Annotated in this window: 21 protein-coding genes and 2 pseudogenes; 8 read left to right on the plus strand and 15 right to left on the minus strand. The window is 70.8% G+C overall.

Features of this window, described 5'->3' with window-relative positions; all coding sequences use genetic code 11:
- The 3 genes and pseudogenes from ACZ56U_RS00005 to ACZ56U_RS00015 all read left to right on the plus strand — a co-directional run.
- Nucleotides 1-714 (plus strand): CoA transferase (locus tag ACZ56U_RS00005; protein ID WP_469081715.1); only part of this gene is annotated, 714 nt, incomplete at its 5' end.
- A gap of 188 nt (nt 715-902) precedes the next feature.
- Nucleotides 903-2294: an OFA family MFS transporter gene (locus ACZ56U_RS00010; RefSeq protein ID WP_469081716.1), complete on the plus strand. Its 1392-nt coding sequence runs from the start codon at nt 903-905 to the stop codon at nt 2292-2294.
- A gap of 66 nt (nt 2295-2360) precedes the next feature.
- Nucleotides 2361-3127, plus strand: a pseudogene (locus tag ACZ56U_RS00015) (MFS transporter).
- Nucleotides 3128-3193: 66 nt separating this feature from the next.
- On the opposite strand, the gene ACZ56U_RS00020 reads toward ACZ56U_RS00015, so the two are convergent.
- The 13 genes from ACZ56U_RS00020 to ACZ56U_RS00080 all read right to left on the minus strand — a co-directional run bounded on the left by ACZ56U_RS00020 (nt 3194) and on the right by ACZ56U_RS00080 (nt 18445).
- Nucleotides 3194-4249: a sugar phosphate isomerase/epimerase family protein gene (locus tag ACZ56U_RS00020; RefSeq protein ID WP_469081717.1), complete on the minus strand. Its 1056-nt coding sequence runs from the start codon at nt 4247-4249 to the stop codon at nt 3194-3196.
- 161 nt (nt 4250-4410) lie between these two features.
- Nucleotides 4411-5940 carry a nucleotide pyrophosphatase/phosphodiesterase family protein gene (locus ACZ56U_RS00025; RefSeq protein ID WP_469081718.1) on the minus strand — a complete coding sequence of 510 codons (1530 nt, stop codon included), beginning with the start codon at nt 5938-5940 and terminating at the stop codon, nt 4411-4413.
- A complete protein-coding gene (eboE, locus tag ACZ56U_RS00030) occupies nt 5937-7097 on the minus strand; it encodes a metabolite traffic protein EboE (RefSeq protein WP_469081719.1) in 1161 nt (386 codons plus the stop codon). Before eboE ends, ACZ56U_RS00025 begins: the two co-directional genes overlap by 4 nt.
- Nucleotides 7098-7100: 3 nt before the next feature.
- Nucleotides 7101-7955 carry a TatD family hydrolase gene (locus ACZ56U_RS00035; RefSeq protein ID WP_469081720.1) on the minus strand — a complete coding sequence of 285 codons (855 nt, stop codon included), beginning with the start codon at nt 7953-7955 and terminating at the stop codon, nt 7101-7103.
- A gap of 445 nt (nt 7956-8400) precedes the next feature.
- Nucleotides 8401-9399, minus strand: a complete 999-nt coding sequence (locus ACZ56U_RS00040) for a sugar phosphate isomerase/epimerase family protein (RefSeq protein WP_469081721.1) — start codon at nt 9397-9399, stop codon at nt 8401-8403.
- A 14-nt stretch (nt 9400-9413) separates the two neighbouring features.
- Nucleotides 9414-10616 carry a Gfo/Idh/MocA family protein gene (locus ACZ56U_RS00045; protein ID WP_469081722.1) on the minus strand — a complete coding sequence of 401 codons (1203 nt, stop codon included), beginning with the start codon at nt 10614-10616 and terminating at the stop codon, nt 9414-9416.
- An 82-nt stretch (nt 10617-10698) separates the two neighbouring features.
- Complete coding sequence (locus ACZ56U_RS00050) at nt 10699-11736, minus strand: substrate-binding domain-containing protein (RefSeq protein ID WP_469081723.1); 1038 nt, start codon at nt 11734-11736, stop codon at nt 10699-10701.
- 17 nt (nt 11737-11753) lie between these two features.
- A complete protein-coding gene (locus tag ACZ56U_RS00055) occupies nt 11754-12773 on the minus strand; it encodes an ABC transporter permease (RefSeq protein ID WP_469081724.1) in 1020 nt (339 codons plus the stop codon).
- Nucleotides 12770-14287 carry a sugar ABC transporter ATP-binding protein gene (locus ACZ56U_RS00060; protein ID WP_469081725.1) on the minus strand — a complete coding sequence of 506 codons (1518 nt, stop codon included), beginning with the start codon at nt 14285-14287 and terminating at the stop codon, nt 12770-12772. The genes ACZ56U_RS00055 and ACZ56U_RS00060 overlap by 4 nt, the downstream gene beginning before the upstream one ends.
- A 136-nt stretch (nt 14288-14423) precedes the next feature.
- On the minus strand, nt 14424-15605 hold the full coding sequence (locus tag ACZ56U_RS00065; RefSeq protein WP_469082261.1) for an ROK family transcriptional regulator: 1182 nt from the start codon (nt 15603-15605) through the stop codon (nt 14424-14426).
- Nucleotides 15606-15907: 302 nt separating this feature from the next.
- Nucleotides 15908-16855 carry a beta-ketoacyl-ACP synthase III gene (locus tag ACZ56U_RS00070; RefSeq protein WP_469081726.1) on the minus strand — a complete coding sequence of 316 codons (948 nt, stop codon included), beginning with the start codon at nt 16853-16855 and terminating at the stop codon, nt 15908-15910.
- A 149-nt stretch (nt 16856-17004) separates the two neighbouring features.
- Nucleotides 17005-17142, minus strand: a complete 138-nt coding sequence (locus ACZ56U_RS00075; protein WP_469081727.1) for an MFS transporter small subunit — start codon at nt 17140-17142, stop codon at nt 17005-17007.
- The gene (locus tag ACZ56U_RS00080; protein WP_469081728.1) at nt 17108-18445 is read right to left on the minus strand and encodes an OFA family MFS transporter; all 1338 of its coding nucleotides are present in this window, start codon (nt 18443-18445) and stop codon (nt 17108-17110) included. Before ACZ56U_RS00080 ends, ACZ56U_RS00075 begins: the two co-directional genes overlap by 35 nt.
- 228 nt (nt 18446-18673) lie before the next feature.
- On the opposite strand from ACZ56U_RS00080, the gene ACZ56U_RS00085 reads away from it, so the two are divergent.
- From ACZ56U_RS00085 to fdhD, 3 genes and pseudogenes are all read left to right on the plus strand, one after another.
- A complete protein-coding gene (locus tag ACZ56U_RS00085) occupies nt 18674-19645 on the plus strand; it encodes a 2-dehydropantoate 2-reductase (RefSeq protein WP_469081729.1) in 972 nt (323 codons plus the stop codon).
- 66 nt (nt 19646-19711) lie between these two features.
- Nucleotides 19712-19921 (plus strand): annotated as a pseudogene (locus tag ACZ56U_RS00090) (2Fe-2S iron-sulfur cluster-binding protein); the annotation flags it as partial.
- Between the two features lie 7 nt (nt 19922-19928).
- Nucleotides 19929-20777, plus strand: a complete 849-nt coding sequence (gene fdhD / locus ACZ56U_RS00095) for a formate dehydrogenase accessory sulfurtransferase FdhD (protein WP_469081730.1) — start codon at nt 19929-19931, stop codon at nt 20775-20777.
- 32 nt (nt 20778-20809) lie between these two features.
- Here the strand turns inward: fdhD and ACZ56U_RS00100 are convergent, their stop codons facing one another.
- Nucleotides 20810-21328, minus strand: coding sequence for an isochorismatase family protein (locus tag ACZ56U_RS00100; protein WP_469081731.1), 519 nt, complete (start codon nt 21326-21328; stop codon nt 20810-20812).
- Nucleotides 21329-21589: 261 nt separating this feature from the next.
- Between ACZ56U_RS00100 and ACZ56U_RS00105 the strand changes: the two genes are divergently transcribed.
- Nucleotides 21590-22834 carry a DUF4185 domain-containing protein gene (locus ACZ56U_RS00105; RefSeq protein ID WP_469081732.1) on the plus strand — a complete coding sequence of 415 codons (1245 nt, stop codon included), beginning with the start codon at nt 21590-21592 and terminating at the stop codon, nt 22832-22834.
- On the opposite strand, the gene ACZ56U_RS00110 is transcribed toward ACZ56U_RS00105, so the two are convergent.
- Complete coding sequence (locus tag ACZ56U_RS00110) at nt 22770-23783, minus strand: bile acid:sodium symporter family protein (protein ID WP_469082262.1); 1014 nt, start codon at nt 23781-23783, stop codon at nt 22770-22772. The two genes, ACZ56U_RS00105 and ACZ56U_RS00110, sit on opposite strands and share 65 nt — an antisense overlap.
- 162 nt (nt 23784-23945) lie before the next feature.
- Here ACZ56U_RS00110 and ACZ56U_RS00115 point away from each other — a divergent pair, with 162 nt between their 5' ends.
- Nucleotides 23946-24809 (plus strand): LysR substrate-binding domain-containing protein, encoded by an 864-nt coding sequence (locus ACZ56U_RS00115; RefSeq protein WP_469081733.1) that lies wholly within the window; start codon nt 23946-23948, stop codon nt 24807-24809.
- Nucleotides 24810-25129 lie beyond the last annotated feature (320 nt).

Raw genomic sequence — 25129 nt, forward strand, 5'->3', positions numbered from 1 at the left:
CATGCGGTGGCGGGGATTGTGGCGGCGCTGTTCCAGCGGGAGCGTACCGGGCGTGGTCAGCGGGTGGATGTGGCCATGCAGCATGCGGTGCTGAACCTGTGCCGGGTCAAACTCCGTGACCAGCAGCGCCTTTCACAGGGTCCGCTGGCGGAGTACCCCAATGACGACTTCGGGGAGGAGGTGCCCCGTGCGGGCAATGCCTCCGGGGGCGGGCAGCCGGGCTGGGCGGTGCGGTGCGCGCCGGGCGGGCCCAACGACTACGTGTATGTGATCGTCCAGCCCGTGGGGTGGGCCCCGATCAGCCGGCTCATCGGGCGGCCCGAACTCGCCGACGACCCCGAGTGGGCGACCCCCCGGGCGAGGCTGCCCAAACTCGCCAAGATGTTCCAGCTGATCGAGGAATGGACCGCGACCCTGCCCAAATGGCTGGTCCTGGACAAGCTGAACGCCGCCGGAATCCCGTGCGGGCCGGTTCTTTCCACCAAGGAGATCATCGAGGACGCCTCCCTCGCCGCGAACGGCATGATCGTCGAGGTCGACCAGCCCGGGCGGGGCACCTTCACCACCGTCGGCAACCCCCTCAAACTCTCCGACTCCCCCACCCACATCACTCCCGCCCCCCTCCTGGGCCAGCACACCGAAGACATCCTCATCGGCGAACTCGGCCTGGGAGACGAGGAATTGCGTCTTCTCAGGGCGAACGGGGTGGTCTGAGGTGGGGACCGTCGAGCGCACCACCGAAGGGCTGCGTCTCCTGGCTGTTGGGGGGCGGTCCATGACCTGACCGAGCACGGGAGCCGCCGACGGTGCGCGTCGGCCGGCCCCGGGATCCGTGCGCGCACGAAAGGCATTTGGACAGGGGGCGCTGGCCAGATCTTTCGACGCAAGGAGTGCTTGACCCGATGACAACCATCGATTGTTCGACGTCCGTCCCGTACCGGGAGGTGACGGACCACAACGGCCGCGTGTACCGCATCGGGGAGTCCGATGTGGACATCATGGGCCGCCGACGCAAATGGATGGTCATCCTGCCGTGGATCGGCATGATGGGCATCAGCTCCGCCGAGTACGCGTTCACCTCCGCGGAGGACACGCTGCACGAGGCTCATCTGTGGAGCAGTGGGCACATCTTCTGGCTGATGGGCGTCTGGGTGTTCTTCCAGGCGGCCGTGGCCTTCCCCGCCGGCCAGCTGCGGGAGAGCGGCAAGCTGCCCGCCCGTACGGCGATGATGCTCGGCGCGGTCGGCACGATGCTCGGCTATGTGTCGCTGGCGTTCGCGCCGAACGTGCTGGTGGCCTACTTCGGCTTCGGCATGTGCAGCGGTATCGGCGCCGGTCTCGTCTACGCGACCTGCGTCAACATGGTCGGCAAGTGGTATCCGGAGCGCAAGGGCGGCAAGACCGGCTTCGTCAACGGCGGTTTCGCCTACGGTTCGGTGCCCTTCGTGTTCCTGTTCACGTCGTACATGGACCTCAGCAACTACCAGATCGTGCTCGCCTGCGTGGGCGTGGGACTGTGCCTGGTGGTGGCCTCCGCCGGCTGGTTCTTCAAGGACCCGCCGAAGAACTGGTGGCCCGCGCAGGTCGACCCGCTCAGGGTCACCGATGACCCGAAGATCCGCCGGGCGCTGGAGAAGAACCCGCCGTCGCCCAAGCAGTACACGCCGAAGGAGGCCGCTCGTCAGCCCGTGCTGTGGATGATGTGGTTCTGCCTGCTGTGCACGGCCGGCATCAACATCTTCGGGATCGCCTTCCAGGTGCCGTTCGGCAAGGACATGGGCTTCGCGGGCGGGATCGTGGCCACGGCGATGTCCCTGAAGGCGATCGTCAACGGCACCGGCCGCGGTGTCATCGGCTGGATCTCCGACCGCTACGGGCGCCGCAACACCCTGATCATCGTCTGTCTGGTACTGGGCACCGCCCAGTTCGGTGTGCTGGTCTCCGGCCAGATGGGCAGCATGCCGTTCTTCCTGTTCTGCTCGATGGTCTCCGGCTTCGGCGGCGGCGCGATCTTCCCGCTGTTCGCGGCCATGACGGCGGACTACTTCGGTGAGAACAACAACGCCTCCAACTACGGCATGGTCTACAGCTCCAAGCTCATCTCCGGCCTCGTGGGCTCCGGTATGGGCGCGGTCGTCGTCGATGTGTGGGACTACGAGGGCGCGTTCGTCCTGGCCGGGACCATCGGTCTGTGCTCCGCCGTCCTGGCCGTCTTCCTGAAGGCGCCCGGCGCCCCGAGGACCACCCGCCGTATCGCTCCCAACCCCCAGCCGCTCGGCGAGGAAACGGCCTGACACCCACGGGCCGAAGGACACGCACGGCCTGACACACATGGCCTGACACGGAGGAATTGCCCTGCAATGACGGCAGATCCCATCGCATCGAACAGCCCGTCGTCCCACCCCGACGCCGCACACCGTCCCTACCGAGAAGTGACCGACGCGCGCGGCCGCGTCTACCGCGTGGGCGAGACCGACCGGGACATCCTCGGTCACTCGCGCAAGCTCATGGTGTATCTGCCGTGGATCGCCATGATGGCCATCAGTGTCTTCGAGTACGCGTTCGGCTCGGCGGAGGACACGCTGTCCCACGCCCATGGCTGGACTCAGGGCAACACCTTCTGGATCCTCAGCGTCTGGGTGTTCTTCCAGGCCGGCGTCGCCTTCCCGGCGGGCTGGCTGCGGGAGAAGGGCGTGCTGACGGCCCGCACGGCCATGTACGCCGGCTCGGGGACAAGTGGGGGCGCAAGCCCACCCTGGTGTTCGTCATCGTCGTCCTGGGCCTCGCCCAGTTCGGCGTGATCTGGGCGGGCGACGTCAGGAGCGAGGCGCTGTTCCTGTTCTTCGCCTTCCTGTCCGGCTTCGGCGGCGGCGCGTTCTACCCGCTGTTCGCGGCGCTCACCCCGGACTACTTCGGGGAGAACTACAACGCCTCCAACTACGGGCTGGTGTACAGCGGCAAGCTGATCAGCGGTCTGTTCGGCGGCGGTCTCGGCTCCATGGTGGTCGCCGCCTGGGGCTATGACGGGGCGTACGCCCTGGCCGGCGCCGTCTCCATGGTGGCCGCGGTGGTCGCCCTGCTGTTGCGGCAGCCCGGGCACCGCGCGGTACGGCAACCCGCCGGCTGACGGCACGCGCGTGTGAGGAGGCCCTCCCGGGATGCCGGGAGGGCCTCCTCATGTGTGCGGGGCCGGTCAGCACTTCTCGCGCAGCGAGTGCAGGTGTTCGCTGGAGCGCCGCGCGAACGTGAAGGACTCGGTCGGCTGGTCGTGCTCGGCCTGCCAGTGGTGGGCGAAGCGTTCGCCGCGCAGCCTGGTCACGGCGGAGATGAAGCGCCGGTAGTCGATGTCACCGTCGCCGACGTCGGTCATGCGGTAGCCGTAGGTGTTCGCGGGGTCGCTCACCCCGTCCTTGACGTGGAAGAGCGGGTAGCGGTGCGGCTGCCTGAGGACGTAGTCCAGGGGTTCGAAGGGCGCGGGCGTGCCGTCGGGCCGCTTGGAGAAGCGGAACTGGCCCGAGTACGCCCAGAAGATGTCCATCTCCAGGAACACCAGGTCGGGGTCGGTCTCGGCGAGCAGCACGTCGTAGAGGCGGACCTTGGGGTTGTCGGTGGCGAAGGAGAACTCCTCGGAGTGGTTGTGCTGGTAGAACTTCATGCCCCGCGCGCGGGCGGCCGCGCCGTAGGTGTTGAACTCCTCCGCCGCCCGCTTCCAGGCGTCGACGGTGGAGCCGTAGCGGAAGGGTCCCGAGGCGGTGCCGATGTGCTTGAGGCCGAGGGCCTGGGCGTCGTCGAGGACCTTGGTGAGGTTCTGGGCGAAGGTGTAGGCGTTCGGGTCGTCGGAGTAGTACCCGACGTGGCTGCCGATCGGGTTCAGGCCGTGGTTCCTGGCCAGCCGCCTGAGCTGGGCGAGGGTGATCGGGCCGGCCGAGCCCTGGGTGTAGCCGGCGAACTCGACCTCGTCGTAGCCGTACTTCGCCAGTTCGGCGAAGACGGGGGCGAAGCCGAGGGTGGAGACCTTGTCGCGGAGGCTGTAGAGCTGGATGCCGAGCCGGCCGGGGGGCAGGACGGGACGGCCGCGACCGGCGGCACTGGCGGCGGCTCCGGCTCCGTCCGCGGCGGGGGTGGCCCCGGCGGGCGCGGCCGCGGCTCCCACGAGCGCGGCGGCGGTCGCGCCGGCGGCCACGCCGAGCATGCCTCGCCTGCTGAGGCGGTGGGAGAGCTCCGGGTCGGGCTGGGAGATGCGGCTCATGCCTGGGACTCCTCGGTGTGGGAGGGCGATGTCAGTGGCGGGTGCTTCACTGGTGAGCAGTCGGAACGGTGACCAGTCGGAATGGTGACCAGTCGGACTGGTGACCGGTCGGAACACGCCGGTCGTACGAGGCCGGTGGTGAGGGCTGGGGTGCGGGCCGGTCAGGTGAGACCGGCCAGTTCGAGCAGGAGTGCTTTCACATCGGTGGCCGCGACGCGGTCGCCGACAGCGCGGGGGGTGGAGCAGATGAGCAGCGGACCTTCGTCGTCGCTCGCCGGAAGGCGACCGTGGCTGCCGCGCACAGGTGAGGGATCCAGAGGCACGACCGCCATGCGGTAGCGCAGGCCGAGCTTCTTGCGGGCCAGTGCGGTCGCCGCCTTGACCTTGATGTACGGGTCGACGGGGTCCATGAAGAGTTCGACCGGGTCGTAGCCGGGTTTGCGGTGGATCTCGACCAGGCGCGCGAAGTCGGGTGCGCGGGCGTCGTCGAGCCAGTAGTAGTACGTGAACCAGGCGTCCGGCTCCGCTACGGCGACGAGCTCCCCGGAGCGCGGGTGATCGAGCCCGTGGGCCTTCTTGCCCTCGTCGTCGAGGAGCTGCTCGACGCCGGGCAGGTCGGCGAGGGCGGCCCGGGTCGCCTCCAGGTCTTCCGCCCGTCGTACGTAGACGTGGGCGATCTGGTGGTCGGCGACCGCGAAGGCGCGGGAGGTCATCGGGTCCAGGTACTCCATGCCGTCCTGCGTGTGGACCTCCAGCAGCCCGGCGCGGCGCAGGGCGCGGTTGATGTCCACGGGGCGGTCCGCGCGCGTGATGCCGTACTCGGACAGGGCGACGACGGTACGGCCCTCGGCGCGGGCGTCGTCCAGGAGCGGGGCCAGGGCCCGGTCCAGGTCGGCGGCGGCCTTCAGGGAGCGGGGGTCGTCGGGGCCGAAGCGTTGCAGGTCGTAGTCGAGGTGGGGGAGGTAGCAGAGGGTCAGGTCGGGGTGGCGGGTGGCCATGATGTGGCGGGTGGCGTCGATGATCCACTGGCTGGAGACGAGGTCGGCGCCCGGGCCCCAGAAGTGGAAGAGGGGGAAGGTGCCGAGTTTCGCGGTGAGTTCGTCGTGCAGGGCCGGCGGCCGGGTGTAGCAGTCGGGTTCCTTGCGGCCGTCGGAGTAGTAGATCGGCCGCGGGGTGACGGTGATGTCGGTGTCTGCGCCCATCGCGTACCACCAGCAGATGTTGGCGACGCTGTAGCCGGGGTGCACGCGGCGGGCCGCGTCCCACAGCTTGTCACCGGCGACCAGGCCGTTGTGCTGGCGCCACAGCAGGACGTCACCGAGCTCACGGAAGTACCAGCCGTTGCCGACGATCCCGTGCTCCGCCGGGTGGGTGCCGGTCAGGAAGGTGGACTGGGCGGCGCAGGTGACGGCGGGCAGGACGGTGCCGAGGGAGGCCTGGGAGCCCGTCTGGGCGAGGGTCTTGAGGTGGGGCATGTGATCGAGGAGACGGGGGGTGAGGCCGACGACGTCGAGGACGAGGAGTGGGGTGGGGTCGGGGCGGTCGAGGTGCGGCCCGGGGTCGAGGCGCGGACCGGGGTCGGGACGGTCGGGGTGCGGCGCGGGGTCGAGGTGCCGACCGGGGTCGGGGCGGTCGAGGCGCGGACCGGGGTCGGGGCGGTCGAGGTGGGGCGCGGCGTCGTGGGTGCTCATGGGAGCTCCTTCAGGCCGAGGTCCGTCAACAGGTCGCGGACGAGGGTGAGTTCGGCGGCGATGCCGTCGGCGAGCTGGGTCCGGCCGCGGGGCCGCAGCGCGGGCGGGAGTGCCTGCCAGGTGTAGGTCTCGACCTCCAGGTGGCGGGTGCGCGGGTGCGGGCCGCCGATCAGCCGGGTCAGCGCTGCCTGGAGGACGGGGAGGGTGGAGGTGAGGGGTGCGGCGGGGGCCGCGTGCAGGGGGACGTGGAAGTGGGCGCGCCAGGGACTCGCGTCGGGCAGCGTGTCGCCGTCGAGTGCCTCGCCGAGGTCGTCGGTGCCGCGCAGACCGACGGCCGTCGACGTGCGGGTCTGGTGCAGGAAGCGGGGTTCGTCGAAGGCGGCGAGGGCCGCGCGGACCTCGGGGAGATGAGGGTGCTCGGCGTGCAGGGCCGCCGAGAGCTGCGACTTGACGATGGGGACGCCGGCCGCGGTGAGGGCGTCGACGGCGGTGTGGGGGTCCTCGAAGGAGGTGGCGAGGTGGCAGGTGTCCACGCAGACGCCGATGCGGGGGTGGGCGATCGCGGCGAGCGGGGCGAGGGCGTCATGGGTGGTCTCCACGACACAGCCGGGCTCGGGTTCGAGGCCGACGCGCAGGGATTTGCCGGTCAGCTCCTGCAAGGCGTCGAGGCGTTCGGCGAGGGTACGCAGGGCCTTCTCGCCGCGTCCGGTGTCATGGGCGGTGCGCCAGGCGAGCGGCAGGGTGGAGATGCTGCCCTCGGTGACGTCCTCGGGGAGGAGTCCGGCCAGGACCCGGGCGAGGGCGGTGGTGTGCTCCAGGCGCTCGGGGTCGGACCAGTCCGGCTTGTAGACGCGGTACTTGACCTCTTCGGCACCGAACCCGTCGTAGGGGAAGCCGTTGAGGGTGACGACCTCCAGGCCGCGACGGTCGAGCTCGGTACGCAGGGTGCGCAGGGCGGAGGGGTCGGAGTCGAGGGTGCGGGCGGCATCCGCGGCGAGCCACAGGCCGATGCCGAGGCGGTCGCGGCCGAGGCGGCGGCGTACGGGCTCGCAGTGGTCGCGTAGCTGGGCGAGGACGCCGTCGAGGGTCTCGGCGGGGTGGACGTTGGTGCAGTAGGCGAGGTGGACGGTGGAGCCGTCGGGGTGGCGGAAGCGCATCCTCTACTCGCCTCCGCGCAGGATCGAGTTGCCCTCGTGGCTGGCCCCGGCGGTGGTGGCCTCGGTGTCGAGGGCGAGGCGGCCGCTGATTCCGTAGAAGGCGACGGGGTTGCGCCACAGCACCAGGTCGACGTCGTCCTCGTCGAACCCGCTCCTCAGCATGGTGTCGGCGACCCGGCGGGTCTTGAGCGGGTCGCTTCTGCCCCAGTCCGCGGCGGAGTTCACGAGTACCTTCTCCGGGCCGTACCGCTCCAGGACCGCGACCATCCGCTCCTCGTCCATCTTGGTGTCGGGATAGACGGAGAACCCCAGCCAGCAGCCGCTGTCCTTGGCCACCTCCACGGTGGTCTCGTTGAGATGGTCGACCAGGACGTGGTCCGGGGGCAGAGCGGACTCCCGGACCACGTCGAGGGTGCGGCGCAGGCCGGCGAGTTTGTCGCGGTGCGGGGTGTGCACGAGGGCGGGCAGTTCGTAGTCCGCGGCGAGCTGGAGCTGGGCGGCGAGGGCGGTGTCCTCGGCCGGTGTCATGGAGTCGTAGCCGATCTCGCCCACGGCGACGACCTGGTCCTTGACGAGGTAACGGGGCAGTTCGTCGAGGACGGGCACACAGCGCGGGTCGTTGGCCTCCTTGGGGTTGAGGGCGAGCGTGCAGTGGTGGGCGATGCCGTACTGGGCGGCACGGAAGGGTTCCCAGCCGAGGAGGGAGTCGAAGTAGTCGAGGAAGGAGGCGGGCGAGGTGCGGGGCTGGCCGAGCCAGAAGGCCGGCTCGACGACGGCACGGACGCCGGCGGCGTGCATGGCCTCGTAGTCGTCGGTGGTGCGGGACGTCATGTGGATGTGGGGGTCGAAGATGCGCATCAGAGCCGCTCCTTGGACGCGGGCGGTGTGGCTCGGGGCAGGGCCGACACGTGGGGGGTCTTCGGGCACGGCACGCCCGGCAGGGGTGTGTTCGGTGAACGCCCTTGCGGGGCGCCGTTCAGGGGCGAAAAAGGCGACGGGCAGGGGTCCGGCGTCCCCCGCCCGCCGCCGCTCAGCCGCCCTTGACGGGCAGTTCCTCGATCTGGACGCCGGTCCGTGGAGACGAGGTCGTCCACGTCGACCAGGGCCCCTGGTCCTGTGCTCCCCGTGAGGACAAGGCAGAGGCGGCGGTGCCCCTCGGTGCGCGGGACGGTTCGGCGCTGACGTCCTGGAGGGTGTCTTTCCCGTGCACGAATGCCTCCGGAAAGGGGCCTGTTGTACGGGCGGGTGTGGTGTGGTGTGGTGTGCCGGGATGTGTCGGCGACCAGGGTGAGGTGGCGGTCGGTCAGTTGCCGAACGCCGCGTCGAAGGAGGCCGACGGCGGTTCGAAGTCGTAGGCCTTCAGGCTTTTCAGCGCCTCCGGGGCACCCTGGAGCCGGTCCATGCCCGCGTCCTCCCACTCCACCGAGATCGGCCCCCGGTAGTCGATCGAGCGCAGCATCCGGAACACGTCCTCCCACGGCACATCACCGTGACCGGCGGAGACGAAGTCCCAGCCCCGGCGCGGGTCCCCCCAGGGCAGGTGCGAGCCCAGACGGCCGTTGCGGCCGTCCAGCCGCCTGCGGGCCTCCTTGCAGTCCACGTGGTAGATCCGGTCCCGGAAATCCCACAAGAAGCCCACCGGGTCGAGGTCCTGCCACACGAAATGACTGGGATCGAAGTTCAGCCCGAACGCCGCACGACGCCCCACCGCCTCCAACGCACGCACGGTCGTCCAGTAGTCGTAGGCGATCTCACTGGGATGGACCTCGTGCGCGAACCGCACACCCTCGGCGTCGAAGACGTCCAGGATCGGGTTCCAGCGCGCCGCGAAGTCCTCATACCCCCGCTCGATCATCGACTCCGGCGCGGGCGGGAACATCGCCACCAGATGCCAGATCGCCGAGCCGGTGAACCCGATGACGGTGTCCACCCCGAAGGCGGCTGCCGCCCGCGCGGTGTCCTTCATCCGCTCCGCGGCACGCCGGCGCACCCCCTCGGGATCACCGTCACCCCAGATCGCCGTTGGCAGGATCGCCTGATGACGCTCGTCGATGATCGCGTCACACACCGCCTGGCCGACCAGATGGTTGGAGACGGCCCAGCACTTCAGCCCGTACTTCTCCAAAAGCCGGTGACGCGACGTCACATACCCGGGGTCGGCCAGGGCCTTGTCGACCTCGAAGTGATCGCCCCAGCAGGCGAGTTCGAGCCCGTCATAACCGAAATCCCGGGCCAGCCGACAGACTTCCTCCAAGGGCAGATCGGCCCACTGACCGGTGAACAGCGTGAACTGGCGCGGCATGTCGCGTCGCCTCCTCAGACGGCAATGGGCGTGTAGACGGAGTTCTTCTCGGCGCTCTCCTCGACCGCCGCGAGGACGCGTTGGACCTGGAGTCCGTCGGCGAAGGAGGGTTCGGGGCGGCGGCCCTCGGCGATGGCGTGCACGAGGTCGCGGGCCTGGTGGACGAAGGTGTGCTCGTAACCGAGGCCATGGCCCGGCGGCCACCAGGCGTCCAGGTACGGGTGCTCGGGTTCGGTGACGAGGATGCGGCGGAAGCCGGCGTGCGTGCCCGGCTCGGTGCCGTCGTGGTACGAGAGTTCGTTGAGGCGCTCCAGGTCGAAGGCCAACGAGCCGCGGGAGCCGTTGAGTTCGATGCGCAGGGCGTTCTTGCGGCCGGTGGCGTACCGGGTCGCCTCGAAGGAGGCGAGGGCGCCGGAGGTGAAGCGGCCGGTGAACAGGGCGGCGTCGTCGACGGTGACCTGGCCGGTGCCGGCGGACGACACCGCGGACAGTCCGCTGGTGGCGCCGACGGGCAGGGGACGTTCCCGTACGAAGGTCTCCAGGAGGGCGGAGACCCCCGCGAGCGGCTCCCCCGCCAGGTACTGGGCGAGGTCGACGATGTGCGCGCCCAGGTCGCCGAGCGAGCCCGAACCCGCGTGTTCCTTGCGCAGTCGCCAGGTCAGGGGGAACGCGGGGTCCACGAGCCAGTCCTGAAGGTACGTCACCCGCAGGTGCCGCAGCTCTCCGATGCGGCCGTCGGCGACCATGGCGCGGGCCAGCGCGGTGGCGGGAACGCGGCGGTAGTTGAAGCCGACCATGGCCAACTGGCCGCGTGTGGACGCCTCCTCGGCGGCCGCGACCATGACCGAGGCTTCCTCGACGGAGTTGGCGAGGGGCTTCTCGCACAGCACGTGTTTGCCCGCGGCGAGCGCGGCGACGGCGATCTCGGCGTGGCTGTCGCCGGGGGTGCAGATGTCGACGAGGTCGACGTCGTCCCGGGCGATCAGCGCACGCCAGTCGGTCTCGGCCGCCGCCCAGCCGTGCCGGTCGGCCGCGGCCCGCACGGCGACCGGGTCGCGTCCGCAGATCGCGGACAGCACCGGCTGCCTGGGCAGGTCGAAGACGCGGCCCGCGGTGCGCCACCCCTGCGAGTGGGCGGCGCCCATGAAGGCGTAGCCGACCATGCCGACCCGGAGTGGCGGCTTGTCGGCCCCTTCTGACTGCTGCGGCTGTGCCATGCGCGATGTCCTCCTCGTCGTCGTGGCGCGGTGGGGGGTGCCTCCCGCCCGGCGGGCCGTCCGGCGCGTCGGGCGGAACGCCTCACTTGAAGCCGGTGGACATGTACTGGTCGATGTTGGTCTTGTCGACGACGGCCGAGTAGAGCGTGAGGGAGGCCGGGATCTCGAACTCGGCGAGCCCGCCGATCCCCTTGCTCTGTCCCAGGGCGCGGGCGAGGTCGATCGCGGACGCGGCCATGGTCGGCGGGTACAGGACGGTCGCCTTGAGCACACCGTCGTCCTTCTTGATGGCCTGGAAGGCGGAGAGCGCGCCCGCACCGCCGACCATCAGGAAGTCGTCCCGCCCGGCCTGCTCGATGGCGCGCAGCGCGCCCACGCCCTGGTCGTCGTCGTGGTTCCACAGGGCGTCGAACTTCGACTGGGCCTGGAGGAGTTGGGCCATCTTCGCCTGTCCGGACTCCACCGTGAACTCGGCGGCCTGCCGGGCCACCTTCTTGACGTTCGGGTAGTTCTTCAACGCGTCGTCGAAGCCCTTGGTGCGCTGCTGGGTCAGCTCCAGGTTGTCCAGGCCGGCCAGTTCGATGACCCGGGCGTTCGACTTCCCCTTGAGCTTCCCGCCGATGTAGTGACCGGCGTTCAGGCCCATGCCGTAGTTGTCGCCGCCGATCCAGCAGCGGTACGCCTGCGGGGTGTTGAAGATTCGGTCGAGGTTGACGACCGGGATGCCCGCGCGCATCGCCTTCAGGCCGACCTGGGTGAGCGCCTTGCCGTCGGCGGGAAGGATCACCAGGACGTCGACCTTCTTGTTGATCAGAGTCTCGATCTGGCCGATCTGCTGGGCGGTGTCGTTGGAGCCCTCGGTGATCTCCAGGGTGACGTCCGAGTACTTCTTCGCGCGGCTCTTGGCGTTGTCGTTGATCGCGTTGAGCCAGCCGTGGTCGGCCTGCGGTCCGGCGAAGCCGATGGTGACCTGCTTGCCGGGCTTGTCGTCGGCGGCCGGCTGGTCGTTCGCGGCGGGCTCGTCGTCCGACTCGTTGCTCGTGCAGCCGGTGAGGACGGCACCCGCGGAAACGGCGGCGGCCCCGAAGAGCAGTCCTCTGCGTGTGGGGAGCTGTGTCATGGCGGTGAACCCTTTCCTCAGGTCGTGCTCGCGGTACGGCGCTGGACCAGCACGGCGGCGACGATGATCGCGCCCTTGGCGATCTGCTGGACGTCGCTCTGCAGGTTGTTCAGGGCGAAGATGTTGGTGATCGTGGTGAAGATCAGGACCCCTAGGACGGAGCCGGTGATGGTGCCGCGACCGCCGCTGAGCAGCGTGCCGCCGATGATCGCGGCGGCGATCGCGTCGAGTTCGTAGAGGTTGCCGTTGGTGTTCTGGCCCGAGCCGGCGAGCACGATCAGCAGGAACGCGGCGATGCCGCAGCACAGTCCGGACAGCAGATAGAGGTAGAGGCGCTGGCGGCGGACGTCGATGCCGGCGAGCCGGGCGGCCTCCGCGTTGCCGCCGACGGCGACCGTGCGGCGGCCGAAGGTGGTGCGGTTCAGGACCAGCCAGCCGATGATCGTGACGACGGCGAAGACCATCACCAGCGGCGGGATCCCGAGCACGTACGCGTCGCGCAGGCCGAGGTCCAGGACGCTGTCGACGGTGACGATCTGGGTCTTGCCGTCGGTGATCTGAAGGGCGAGACCGCGCGCCGAGGCGAGCATGGCGAGGGTCGCGATGAACGGCACCATCCCGCCGTACGCGATGAGCAGGCCGTTCACCAGGCCGCAGCCGAGGCCGACCAGGACCGAGGTGAGGAGGATGCCGCCGAAGCCGTACTCCTGGGTGGCGACCGTGGTCGCCCAGACGGAGGCGAGGGCGACGATCGCGCCGACGGACAGGTCGATGCCGCCCGACATGATCACGAAGGTCATGCCGACCGTGACCACGCCGATCACCGAGGCCTGGGTGAGGACGAGTTGGAGGTTTCGGGTGTCGAGGAACTCGTCCGGCTTGGTGATCCCGCCGACCAGGATCAACGCGGCGAGGACGCCGACCAGGGAGAGGGTGCGGACGTCGGCGCGAGCCAACACCGCTTTCCACGAGGACGGTTGGTCCACGGATGCGGTCTTCTCGGTATCGCCCCGGGGCGGGGAGACGTGCTGCGTCATGACGCCGGGCTTCCTTCCATGACGAGGTCGAGTACACGGTGTTCGTCGAGTTCGCGGGCGGGGGCGGTGTGGACGACACGGCCCTCGCGCAGCACGAGCACACGGTCGGCGAGTCCGAGGACCTCGGGCACCTCGCTGGAGACGAGCAGGACCGCGAGTCCCTCGTCGGCCAGTCGACGGACGACTGCGTACAGTTCGCTGCGGGCGCCGACGTCGACGCCGCGGGTGGGTTCGTCGAGCAGCAGCACGCGGCAGCCGCGCAGCAGCCAGCGGGCGAGGACGGCCTTCTGCTGGTTTCCGCCCGACAGGGTGCGGATCGGGACGGACGGGTTGTCCGGCCGCAGCGACAGCTCACGGACCGCCGCCCGGGCCGCGCCCAGTTCGGCGCCCCGGTCGATCCAACCGCCGCGGGAGAAGCGGGACATGGACGAGACCGAGACGTTGCGGGTGACGGACTCCAGCATCAGCAGCGCCTGCGCCTTGCGTTCCTCGGGAGCGAGACCGAGGCCGGCCCGGACGGCGGCGCGGACGCTGCCGGGCCTGAGGGGGCGGCCGTCCACCAGCACCTGGCCGGACGTGGGCTTGCGCGCACCGTAGACGGTCTCCAGGATCTCGGATCGTCCGGACCCCACGAGTCCGGCCAGTCCGACGATCTCGCCGGGACGCAGGGTCAGGTCGAGCGGCTCGAACTCACCGTCCCTGGCGAGCCCCCTGACCTCCAGGACCGGCGTGCCCGTGGGGGGCGCGACCGGGCGGTCCGGGAACACGTACTCCACGTTCCGTCCGGTCATCAGCGCCACGACCTCACGGGTCGGCGTCGACTTCGCCGGCAGCCCGCCCGCGACGGCCCGTCCGTCCTTGAGCACGGTCACCCGGTCGCCGATCCGCCGGATCTCCTCCAGCCGGTGGGAGATGTAGACGACGGCGACGCCTTCGGCGGTGAGGTCCCCGACGATCCGGAAGAGGTTGTCGACCTCGTCCGGGTCGAGCGCGGCGGACGGTTCGTCCATCACGATGAGCCGTACGTCGTGGGAGAGCGCCCGCGCCATGGAGACGATCTGCTGCTGCGCCGCCGACAACTCCCCCACCAGCCGCGCCGGATCGATCTCGGGATGCCCAAGTCGCTTCAGCAGGGCACCTGTTGACTCGCGAGCCGCCTTGCCGCGTACGACGAATCCGGCCGTGGTGGGTTCGTGACCGAGGTGGACGTTCTCGGCGACCGACAGGTGCTCCACCAGGTCGAGTTCCTGGTAGATGGTGGCGATGCCCAGACGCATGGCGGCGATCGGTGAGCGCAGGGTGACCGGCTCGCCGCGCCAGGAGATGGTGCCGCCGTCGGGCTGGTGGGCGCCCGCGAGGACCTTGATGAGGGTGGACTTGCCGGCCCCGTTCTGGCCGAGCAGGCAGTGCACCTCACCGGCCTGGACATCGAGGTCGACGCCGTCGAGGGCCCGGACTCCGGGGAACGACTTGGTGATGCCGGACATGCTGAGCAGCGGTGGTTCTGATGCCATGTGTGGTTCCCCTCGGCTGGCGTGCGGGCCGGTTCAGGGCAGGGCGAAGCGGTACAGGGCAGCGCGTGGCGGATCGTGCCGGTGAGCGGTGTCGGACCAGTGGGTGCGCGGGGTCGCCCGGGAGGGCCGTGCGGCCCTACGCGGGTGAGAACAGGTGGTCGCTGATCAGCCGGGCCCCGCCGATGACTCCGGCGGTGGGACCCAACTCTCCTAGGACGATGGGTAGGTTGCCGGTCGCCAGTGGCAGCGACTGGCGGTAGACCTGGGTGCGGATCGCGGCGAGCAGGTTGTGGCCGAGGCCGGTCACCCCGCCGCCGATCACCACCAGGCCCGGGTTGAAGAAGCTGACCAGGCCGGCGATGACCTGGCCGGTACGGTTGCCGCCCTCACGGATGAGGTCGAGGGCGGCGGCGTCACCGGCCGCGGCCGCGGCGGCGACGTCGAGGGCGGTCAGAGTGCCGTTCGTCTCCAGCCGGGAGGCGAGTTCGGCGGAGCGTCCCTGCTGGGCCGCCTCGACGGCGTCCCGGGCGAGGGCCGCCCCGCTGAAGTGGGCTTCCAGGCAGCCCCGGTTGCCGCAGACACAGGGGCGGCCGTCGGGCACCGCCTGGATGTGCCCGATGTCGCCCGCGCTGCCCGTCGTACCGCGGTAGACCTCTCCGCCGACGACGATGCCGCAGCCGATGCCGGTGCCGATCTTGACGCAGAGGAAGTCGCCCACGGAGCGCGCTACGCCCGCGTGCTGCTCCCCCGTCGCCATCAGGTTCACGTCGTTGTCGACCATGACCGGGCAGCCCAGGTCCTGGCTGAGCGCCTCGCGCACCGGGAAGCCGTCCCAGCCCGGCATGATCGGCGGCGCGACCGGTACGCCCTCGGGGAAGCGGACCGGGCCCGGGACGCCGATGCCGGCGCCGTCGAACCCTTCCGCGAGCCCCGTGGCCCTCAGCTTGGCGGCCATGGACAGGACCTGCTCGAAGACGGCGACCGGGCCCTCGCGTACGTCCATGGGCTGGTTGAGGTGTCCCAGGATCTCCAGTTCGGCGTTGGTGACCGCGACGTCGATCGAGGTCGCGCCGATGTCCACGCCGAGGAAACGCAGTGTCGGCGCGAGCCGGATGTTGTGGGACCGGCGTCCGCCGCGCGAGGCGGCCAGTCCGTCGGCCACGACCAGGCCGGTCTCCAGCAGCCGGTCCACCTCCACGGCCAGCTTCGACCGCGACAGATCGACCTGATCACCCAGCTGCGCACGGGAGTTGGGACCCCCGTCGCGCAACAGCTTGAGCAGCCTGGCCTGATGACTGTTCGCGGGTCGTGCCGTCATACGTCTCACGAGCCCCTCCCCGCCTCAATCGGCCGCCTGCTGTCGTGCTTTCGAGGGGAACGTAGCAGCGGCTGCCGAACCTGGGAAGAAGCTGTGCACGAATTGGTGAGGACTTTCTCCACTCACAGGACAAAGGAGGTCGTGGCGGTGTCCGACACCGGTGGACGCCGAGGCCTCACCGCACCGCCGGATCACGGGCGGCACACGACCACCCCGCCCCGCCGGATCACAGGCGGCACACGACCACCTCCCCGCACCGCCCGATCACAGGCAGCGCACGACCACCTCCCCGCACCACCGGATCACGGGCAGCGCACGACCTGCCCCGCATACGACAGGTTGCCGCCGAACCCGAAGAGCAGCACCGGGTCGCCCGCGGTCAGGGCGCCCTTCTCGACGAGCTTGGAGAAGGCGAGCGGAATGCTGGCCGCGGAGGTGTTGCCCGACTCGGTGACATCGCGCGCGACGACGGCGTTCACGGCGCCGATCTTCTCGGCGAGCGGCTCGATGATCCGCAGGTTGGCCTGGTGCAGCACCACCCCGGCGAGCTCCTCGGGGGCGACGCCCGACCGCTCGCAGGCCTTGCGCGCGATCGCCGGCAACTGGGTGGTCGCCCACCGGTACACGCTCTGCCCCTCCTGCGCGAACCGCGCGGGCTGCCCCTCGATACGCACCGCGTGCCCCATCTCGGGCACCGACCCCCACAGCACGGGCCCGATGCCGGGCTCGTCGCCCGGACCGCAGGCCTCCACGACGGCGGCCCCCGCCCCGTCACCGACGAGCACGCAGGTCGTGCGGTCGGTCCAGTCGGTCACGTCGGTCATCTTGTCGGCGCCGACGACCAGCGCCCGGGTCGCGGCACCGGCCCGCACGGCGTGGTCGGCGGTGGCCAGGGCGTGGGTGAAGCCCGCACAGACCACGTTGACGTCCATCGCGGCCGGGGAGGGGATGCCGAGCCTGGCGGCGACCCGGGCGGCCATGTTCGGGGAACGGTCGATGGCGGTCGACGTGGCGACCAGGACCAGGTCGATGTCGCCGGGTGTCAGGCCCGCGGCGGCGAGCGCCTTGGCGGCGGCGTGCGAGGCGAGCTCGTCGACCGGCTCGTCGGGGCCGGCGACATGACGGGTGCGGATGCCCACCCGGCTCCTGATCCACTCGTCGCTGGTGTCGACCAGGCCCGCCAGGTCCTCGTTGGTGAGTACCTTGGCGGGCTGGTAATGGCCGAGTGCGGCGATGCGCGAGCCGTTCATCGGGTGGTCCCCCTCGTTGCCTTGGGTAGCGGGATCCACCAGTCTGATCAGTGACTCGCGGGTACGACGGCAGGTGTTGGCACAGGAAACGGGCGCCCGGGTTGTCGGCTTCTGTCAGACCCTCGGACGCCCGAACACCTCTCGAACGCTCAGTTGGTGAACAGCTGGGTCGCCTTCTGTACGAGCTCGTACAGCCCGTAGGCGAGCGGTGCGCCCACCCACAGCCAGGCGAAGGCGATCAGCGGGCGCCGGTCAGGCGGACTCTGACTGCTGTCGTGCTCCGGCATCGGCGGCCTCCCTCGGTGCGGGGATGTGGTGACGGACGTGGACGGGCCGGACCAGCTCGTTGGCGACGAAGCCGACCAGCAGCAGCCCGATCATGATGAAGAGGGACAGGGTGTAGAGCGAGGCGCCGTCCTTGCCGGCCTCCTCCTGCCGGTCGGCGATCCAGTTCACGATCAGCGGTCCGAGGACACCGGCCGTGGACCAGGCGGTGAGCAGCCGGCCGTGGATCGCGCCGACCTGGTAGGTGCCGAAGAGGTCCTTCAGATAGGCGGGGATCGTGGCGAAGCCGCCGCCGTAGAAGGAGAGGATCACCAGGGCGCAGAGGATGAACAGCGGCTTGGACGAGTCACCGACCAGTGCGATGAGCAGGTACATCAGCGCGCCCGCGCCCAGGTAGAGGCGGTAGATGTTCTTGCGGCCGATCAGGTCGGAGGTGGACGACCATCCGATCCGGCCGGCCATGTTCGCCGCCGACAGCAGCGCCACGAAGCCCGCCGCGGCGGACACCGACACCGTTGTCGAGGTGTTCGCGAAGAAGTCCATGATCATGGGGGCGGCCTTCTCCAGGATGCCGATGCCCGCGGTCACGTTCATGCAGAGCACCACCCACAGGCACCAGAACTGCGGGGTCCGCACGGCATCGCGGGCCGAGACCTGCGGGCCCTCCAGGATGCTCGGTCCGCTCTCCCCCGCGGGCTTCTCGGTGCGCGGCACCCGGACCAGCAGCACGCCCAGCGTCATGAAGACCGCGTACGTGAGCCCGTGCACGAGGAACGCCAGCGCGATCCCGGAGCTGTCCGAGCCGAACGACTCCAGCATCTGCGCCGACCAGGGCGAGGCGATCAGCGCGCCGCCGCCGAAGCCCATGATGGCGATGCCGGTGGCCATGCCGGGCCGGTCCGGGAACCACTTGATGAGGGTCGACACGGGCGAGATGTAGCCGATGCCGAGGCCGATCCCGCCCACGAAGCCGTAGCCGAGGACGATCAGCCAGTACTGCTCGGTGTAGGCGCCCAGCGCGGAGAGCAGGAACCCGGACGAGAAGCAGACCAGGGCGACGGTCATCGCCCAGCGCGGACCGTTGCGCTCCACGAGGGTGCCGCCGAACGCGGCAGACAACCCGAGCATGACGATGCCGAGCTGGAACGGCAGCGCGCTCTGCGTGCCGCTGAGGCCGAGCGCGGACTCCAGGGGCGGCTTGAACACGGACCAGGCGTACGCCTGACCGATGGAGAGGTGGACCGAGAGTGCGGCTGGGGGGACGAGCCAGCGGCTCCAGCCGACGGGGGCGACGGGGGGACTCATGATCCCGGACGGTAGGGAGAACCAAGGGAGTTGAGAAGGCGGCACGGCGAACGTATGCGATGAACGGTATGCCGTACGCGCCGAACGGTCGGGCCGGCCGGGGTTCCGCGAGCCCCGCCTGCTCCGGCCCCGCACCCTTGTGGGCACCTCGACCATACTGTAGACAATATGGAGTCGACGACATTCGACAGTTCCGCGGTACACCCTCGACCGAACGGAGCGCCACACGTGAAAGTCGCAGTCCTCGGCGCCGGAGCCATCGGCGCCTACGTCGGCGCGGCCCTGCACCGGGCAGGCGCCGACGTCCACCTCATCGCCCGTGGACCGCACCTCGCGGCCATGAGGCGCCACGGCGTGCGTGTCCTCAGCCCCCGGGGCGACTTCGTCGCCCGCCCCCACGTCACCGACGACCCCGCCGACATCGGCCCCGTCGACTACGTCTTCCTCGGCCTCAAGGCCAACTCCTACGCGGCGTGCGGGCCGCTCATCAGGCCGTTGCTCCACCAGGACACAGCCGTCATCGCCGCCCAGAACGGCATCCCCTGGTGGTACTTCCACCGACACGGCGGACCCCACGACGGCCAGCGCGTCGAGAGCGTGGACCCGGCAGGCGCGGTCAGTGCGGTCCTCGCCCCCGAACGCGCCATCGGCTGCGTGGTCTACGCCGCCACCGAACTCGAGGGACCGGGTGTGGTGCGGCACCTGGAAGGCACCCGCTTCTCCATCGGCGAACCCGACCGCACCCTCTCCACCCGCTGCCAGGACTTCAGCCGAGCCATGCACGACGGCGGGCTCAAATGCCCCGTCGAACCCCACCTCCGCAACGACATCTGGCTCAAACTCCTGGGCAACATCAGCTTCAACCCCATCAGCGCCCTCGCCCGGGCCACCATGCGCCAGATGTGCCACCACACCGGCACCCGCCAGGTCATCGAGACGATGATGGAGGAGACCCTGGCCGTGGCCGAGGCGCTGGGGTGCGAGGTGGGCATCTCCATCGAACGCCGCCTCGCGGGCGCCGAACGCGTCGGCGACCACCGCACCTCGACCCTTCAGGACCTCGAAGCGGGCAAACCCCTCGAACTCGACGTCCTCCTCGCCGCCGTCATCGAACTCGCCGACATCACCCACGTGGACGTCCCCACCCTGCGCACCGTCCACGCCATCAGCGACCTCCTCGCCCACCAGACCGCCGCGTGAACCCGCCCGAGGCGGGGACCCGCACGCGGCTCACCCCAGGCCCGCACCGGCACGGCGCTCCGGGTCGACAGCCGGGCCGCGGGTACCTGGGAGGAGTCGGCGCAGACCACGGCGACGACGGTGTGCGGGCACTGCGGGGTGGGCTGTGGGCTGACCCCGCACGTGCAGGACAATGAGATCGTGAAGGTCACCTCGCCGCCCGACGACCCGGTGACCGAAGGCAACCTCCGCATCAAGGGCCGTTCCGGCTACCAGCACGTACAGAACCGGGGTTGATCAGGACATGGGACGAGTCACGGAACGACGCAAGGTGATCCGCGTCCGGGACGGGGCGGTCTCCTCCCGCCCGGACACGCTCGTCGCCGAGGAACCGCTGGAGATCCGGCTGAACGGCAAGCCGCTCGCGATCACCATGCGCACCCCCGGCGACGACTTCGCCCTGGCGGCCGGCTTCCTGGTCAGCGAGGGCGTACTGGCGAGCGCGTCCGATCTGCGGAACATCGTCTACTGCGCCGGGGCCACCGTGGACGGCTCGAACACCTACAACGTGGTCGACGTGCAGACCGCGCCCGGCGTCGTGATCCCGGACATCACGCTCGAACGCAACGTGTACACCACCTCGTCCTGCGGCCTGTGCGGCAAGGCGAGCCTCGACGCGGTCCGTACGACGACACGCTGGCCCATCTCCGACACTCCCCCGGTCCGCCTCGAACCCGAACTGCTCGCGGGCCTCCCCGACCGGTTGCGCGCGGCGCAGCGGGTCTTCGACCGGACCGGGGGTCTGCACGCGGCCGCGCTCTTCACCGAGGACGGCGAACTCCTCGACATCCGCGAGGACGTGGGCCGGCACAACGCGGTCGACAAGCTGGTGGGCCGCGCCCTGCAGAACGACGCCCTGCCACTGTCCCGTGCCGTCCTGCTGGTCTCGGGACGGGCCTCGTTCGAGCTGGCGCAGAAGGCCGTCATGGCGGGCATCCCCGTGCTGGCCGCCGTCTCCGCGCCGTCCTCCCTCGCCGTCGACCTCGCCGTCGAGACCGGCCTCACCCTCGTCGGTTTCCTGCGCGGCTCCTCCATGAACGTGTACGCGGGAGCGGACCGCATCGCCCTGGAGGCCACGGCCGCCCAGAGCTGACCGGCCGTCGGACGGGGCACGCGGCCCCCCGGTCAGCCCTCCCGCGAGAACATCACCTCGCCCGCCCGCACCACCGTCCCGAGCCGCGGGAAGTCCAGCCGTACGGACGCCTCGTGCTCGGCGGCGGTGAACGCGGCCATCGCGTCCTCGACGAAGACGAGGTCCCCGGCGGCGCGGGCGGTGGACTCCACCCCGAGGTTGGTGGCGATGCCGCCGAACACCAGCGTGGTGACGCCGAGTTCGCGGAGCCGGTCGTCGAGGCCGGTGCCCTGGAAGCCGCCGATCGTGCGCTTCACGATCTCCAGGTCGCCGTCCTGCGCCAGGCCTTCCACCAGCCCGCTGCCGGGCGGCTGTGGGACGACGCCGGGGCGCTCCACGCGGATGAGCACGACGAGGGCGCCCGCCGCACGGAAGACGGCGGCCAACTCCTCGGCCACGGACAGGACTTCGGTCCCCTTACGGGGTTCCAGGGGCAGCGCGACGATCCGGTCCATGAGGTCGACGAGGACCAGGGCGCAGTGCGCCGCATCGAGGGTGCGGGGTGCGGTCATGACGAAACGTTATCCGCCGTCCGCCGCGCGTACCGGAAATCCGGATCAACAGGCCCGTGAACAGCTCGCGTTCGGTCGCCGTGAGCCGAGCGGGGGCGAGCGGCTCGTCGTCGGCTGCGCGGGGCGTCCCGCGGCCGTGAACACCGCCCCCGGGTGGCATCGGGCCGCACCACCCTGGCGACCCGGCTCCGGACGCGTCCCGGCTGAGACCGGGGGCCCCACCGCTGGACCGGATCAGCGTCAGCCACTACCGTCCCGTGGGTGCCCGACGACGTACGTGCACGACAGCGGACGGGAACCGGGCTCGGCCTGTTGCTGGCCCTGGTTCTCGGGGCCGTGCTGCTCAGGGGGCTGCCGGAGGACGACGGGCGGCAGGACGCGGGCGACTGCGTGCCGCGGACCGTCGGCACATGGTCGGCGGACGACCGGCTGACCGGCGAGTTCGCCCGCTACGGCGACGACGCCGGCCGCGCCGACGACTGGACCGGCGGCGACGGCACCCACTCGGTGCGGCTGCCGGACGGCCGGGTGCTGTGGCTGTTCTCGGACACCTATCTCGGCCAGGTGTACGCCCCGCCCAACCCGGTGGGCGAGTCGTTCGCCTGGCGGGACACCACCGCCCCGCTCGTGCGCAACTCGGCGGTGCTGATGCGGGAGGGCCGCCTGGAGACCACCCTGCCCGCGCCGCTCTTCGGTGATCCCGGCCCGAACCAGTGGCGGTGGCCGGTCGCGGCGCGGGTGGAGCCCCGTTCGCCCGGGTCGGACGAGCGGGTGGTGCGGGTGCTGCTGTGGGTGCGGACGGCGGGGGCGGCGCCGTGGATCTACGGCATGCCCACCGCGACCGAGGTCGCCACGCTCTCCCTGCCCGACCTGCGGGTCGAGTCCCTCACCAAGGTGTTCGACCAGCAGCTGGTCCCGGACCCCTCGCGCCGGGTCCAGTTCGGCACCACGCTCGTGCACGAGGGCGGCTGGACGTACGTCTTCGGCGGCGACGACGGACAGGCGGCGGGGCGCCCCGTGTCGTCGGCGTACGTGGCCCGGGTGCCGGACGGCGGCCTCGGGCAGCCCGGCGCGTGGGAGTACTGGAACGGCTCCCGCTGGGCGGCCGGTGTCCGGCCGCGGGCCGTGCTCGGCGACGTGCACCGGCGCACGGGCGTGGGCAGCGCCTTCTCCGTCGTGCGCGAGGACGGGACGTACGTGCTGTTCACCATGGCGGCGGGCACCGCGGGGCTGACCACCGTGACCTCGTACTGGGCCTGCTCCCCCACCGGGCCGTGGCACGGGCCGGCGAAGGACTTCCGTGCCGCGCTCCCGAACGGCGAGGTGGCGGCGTACAACCCGCAGGTCCATCCCGCCCTGTCCGACGGCGCCTCCGGCGACGGCCGGCTGGTGCTCAGCTACGACGTCAACTGGCTGGATCCGTCGGCCGCGGCGGCGCAGCTCAACCGGAACGTGTCCCTGTACCGACCGCGGTTCGTGACGCTGCGGTTGAGGCCTGGGCGCTGACCGGCGGGCTCGCGTCCTGCGAGCGGCGCTTGGCGATGACCGCGCACACCATCAGCTGCATCTGGTGGAAGAGCATCAGCGGCAGCACGGCCAGCGAGGCATGGGCGCCGAACAGGACGCTCGCCATGGGCAGGCCGGCGGCCAGGGACTTCTTGGAGCCGGCGAACTGGATCGCGATCCGGTCCTCCCGGTCGAAGCGCAGCGCCTTGCCGCCGTACCAGGTCAGCGCCAGCATCACCGCGAGCAGCACCGCCTCGACGACGAGCAGTCCGGCCAGCCGCAGCGGGCTGACCTGGCCCCAGATGCCCTGGACCATGCCCTCGCTGAACGCGGTGTAGACGACGAGGAGGATCGAGCCGCGGTCGACCAGTCCGAGGACCTTCTTGTGGCGGGTGACGAACCCGCCGATCCAGCGGCGCAGCAGTTGCCCGGCGGCGAACGGCACCAGCAGCTGGAGCACGATCTGCACGAGCGAGTCGGCGGAGAACCCGCCCGCGCTGCTGCCCAGCAGGGCGGCGGCGAGCAGGGGTGTGACGACGATGCCGACCAGGGAGGAGAAGGAGCCGGCGCAGATCGCGGCGGGGACGTTGCCGCGGGCCATGGAGGTGAAGGCGATCGACGACTGGATGGTCGACGGGACGAGGGTGAGGAAGAGCAGGCCCTGGTAGAGCGGCTGGGTCAGCAGCACCGGGACGAGGCCGCGGGCCGCCGTGCCGAGCAGCGGGAAGAGGACGAACGTACAGGCCAGGACGGTGACGTGGAGTCGCCAGTGCTTCAGTCCGTCCAGCGCCTCGCGGGTGGACAGACGGGCGCCGTAGAGGAAGAAGAGGAAGGCGATGGCGGCGGTGGAGGCGCCGGAGGCCACGTCCGCGCCCGTCCCGCGCGCCGGGAGGAGGGCGGCGAGGCCCACCGTGCCCAGGAGCAGCAGGATGTACGGGTCGATCGGCATCCAACTCGGCCAACGCAGGCGTTTCACGGTGCTCCATCTAGCTGGTGACTGTCGGTGGTACGGGGGCCGCAGGGCCCCCCTCCATCGTCCTCCTCGGACCCGCGATCGGGAATCCGGCATACCGCTCTGACTGTCATCACGTTCCGCGATAGGCTGCGGGACATGTACGACCCGTCCCAGTTGCGCACGTTCCTGGCGGTGGCCCAGACGCTGAGCTTCACGCAGGCCGCCCGGCGGCTCGGGCTGCGCCAGTCGACGGTCAGCCAGCACGTACGACGGCTGGAGGACGCCGCGGGACGGCAGCTCTTCGCCCGGGACACCCACTCCGTGGAGCTCACGGAGGACGGCGAGGCCATGCTCGGCTTCGCGCGCCGGATCCTGGAGGTGCACGAGCAGGCGTCGGCATTCTTCACGGGTACCCGGCTGCGGGGCCGGTTGCGCTTCGGCGCCTCGGAGGACTTCGTCCTGACCCGGCTGCCGGAGATCCTGGAGGGCTTCCGCCACGACCACCCCGAGGTCGACCTGGAGCTGACCGTGGAGCTCTCGGGGACCCTGCACGAGCGGTTGGAGGCCGGGAAGCTGGACCTGGTGCTGGCCAAGCGCCGACCGGAGGATCCGCGCGGCGAGCTGGTCTGGCACGACCGCCTGGTGTGGATCGGCGCGGAACGGCTGCGCCTGGACCCCGACCGGCCGGTTCCGCTGATCGTCTATCCGCCGCCCGGCATCACCCGGACCCTCGCCCTGGAGTCCCTGGAGCGGCAGGGACGGCCCTGGCGGATCGTCTGCACCAGCGGCAGCCTGAACGGCCTGATCGCGGCCGCCCGCGCCGGCCTCGGCGTGATGGCCCACTCCCGCGGCCTGATCCCGCCCGGCCTGGTCCGCGCCCCGGACCGCGCGGGCCTGCCGGAACTCGGCCGGGTCGACTTCGTCCTGGTCCACGGCCCCCGGCGTACGGCCGCCCAGGGCGCGGCGGACGCGCTGGCGACGGCGATCCTGGCGGGCGGGGACCGGTTGCACCGGCGCTAGGCGCTCCGCTGGAGGGGCGGCGACATGCCGTCGATCGTCTGCGGGCACCAACGTGGCTGATCGCGCAGTTCCCCGCGCCCCTTCAGGGCGCGGCCGAACCGCAGCCGACCTCGCCGGACTCGCTCGGCACAGGCGGCCGCGGGCCGTGACCGGGACGTACAGATTCGGTGGAGATTACGGGACCGAAACTTACCCGACCGTCAGTTTTCTGTCCGACCCTTCCCCATGTGCGCGTATTTTCGTGCGCTGACCTGTGCGTAGCCGAACCCGGCCCGGAGCCGCACCCCCTCCCGCCCCGGAGCAAGGTGGGGTAGCTTTCA

This window comes from Streptomyces sp. NPDC034103, assembly GCF_055575395.1.

Bases quoted from the DNA above. Each gene is read 5' to 3' on its own strand.
- ACZ56U_RS00045 (WP_469081722.1), bottom strand. From the start codon at position 10,616: ATGGCACAGCCGCAGCAGTCAGAAGGGGCCGACAAGCCGCCACTCCGG.
- ACZ56U_RS00070 (WP_469081726.1), bottom strand. From the start codon at position 16,855: ATGAACGGCTCGCGCATCGCCGCACTCGGCCATTACCAGCCCGCCAAG.
- ACZ56U_RS00115 (WP_469081733.1), top strand. From the start codon at position 23,946: ATGTACGACCCGTCCCAGTTGCGCACGTTCCTGGCGGTGGCCCAGACG.
- ACZ56U_RS00025 (WP_469081718.1), bottom strand. From the start codon at position 5,940: ATGAGCACCCACGACGCCGCGCCCCACCTCGACCGCCCCGACCCCGGT.
- ACZ56U_RS00080 (WP_469081728.1), bottom strand. From the start codon at position 18,445: ATGAGTCCCCCCGTCGCCCCCGTCGGCTGGAGCCGCTGGCTCGTCCCC.
- ACZ56U_RS00040 (WP_469081721.1), bottom strand. From the start codon at position 9,399: ATGCCGCGCCAGTTCACGCTGTTCACCGGTCAGTGGGCCGATCTGCCC.
- ACZ56U_RS00050 (WP_469081723.1), bottom strand. From the start codon at position 11,736: ATGACACAGCTCCCCACACGCAGAGGACTGCTCTTCGGGGCCGCCGCC.
- ACZ56U_RS00065 (WP_469082261.1), bottom strand. From the start codon at position 15,605: ATGACGGCACGACCCGCGAACAGTCATCAGGCCAGGCTGCTCAAGCTG.
- ACZ56U_RS00035 (WP_469081720.1), bottom strand. From the start codon at position 7,955: ATGCGCATCTTCGACCCCCACATCCACATGACGTCCCGCACCACCGAC.
- ACZ56U_RS00110 (WP_469082262.1), bottom strand. From the start codon at position 23,783: ATGCCGATCGACCCGTACATCCTGCTGCTCCTGGGCACGGTGGGCCTC.
- ACZ56U_RS00010 (WP_469081716.1), top strand. From the start codon at position 903: ATGACAACCATCGATTGTTCGACGTCCGTCCCGTACCGGGAGGTGACG.
- ACZ56U_RS00060 (WP_469081725.1), bottom strand. From the start codon at position 14,287: ATGGCATCAGAACCACCGCTGCTCAGCATGTCCGGCATCACCAAGTCG.
- ACZ56U_RS00020 (WP_469081717.1), bottom strand. From the start codon at position 4,249: ATGAGCCGCATCTCCCAGCCCGACCCGGAGCTCTCCCACCGCCTCAGC.
- ACZ56U_RS00075 (WP_469081727.1), bottom strand. From the start codon at position 17,142: ATGCCGGAGCACGACAGCAGTCAGAGTCCGCCTGACCGGCGCCCGCTG.
- fdhD (WP_469081730.1), top strand. From the start codon at position 19,929: ATGGGACGAGTCACGGAACGACGCAAGGTGATCCGCGTCCGGGACGGG.
- eboE (WP_469081719.1), bottom strand. From the start codon at position 7,097: ATGCGCTTCCGCCACCCCGACGGCTCCACCGTCCACCTCGCCTACTGC.
- ACZ56U_RS00055 (WP_469081724.1), bottom strand. From the start codon at position 12,773: ATGACGCAGCACGTCTCCCCGCCCCGGGGCGATACCGAGAAGACCGCA.
- ACZ56U_RS00100 (WP_469081731.1), bottom strand. From the start codon at position 21,328: ATGACCGCACCCCGCACCCTCGATGCGGCGCACTGCGCCCTGGTCCTC.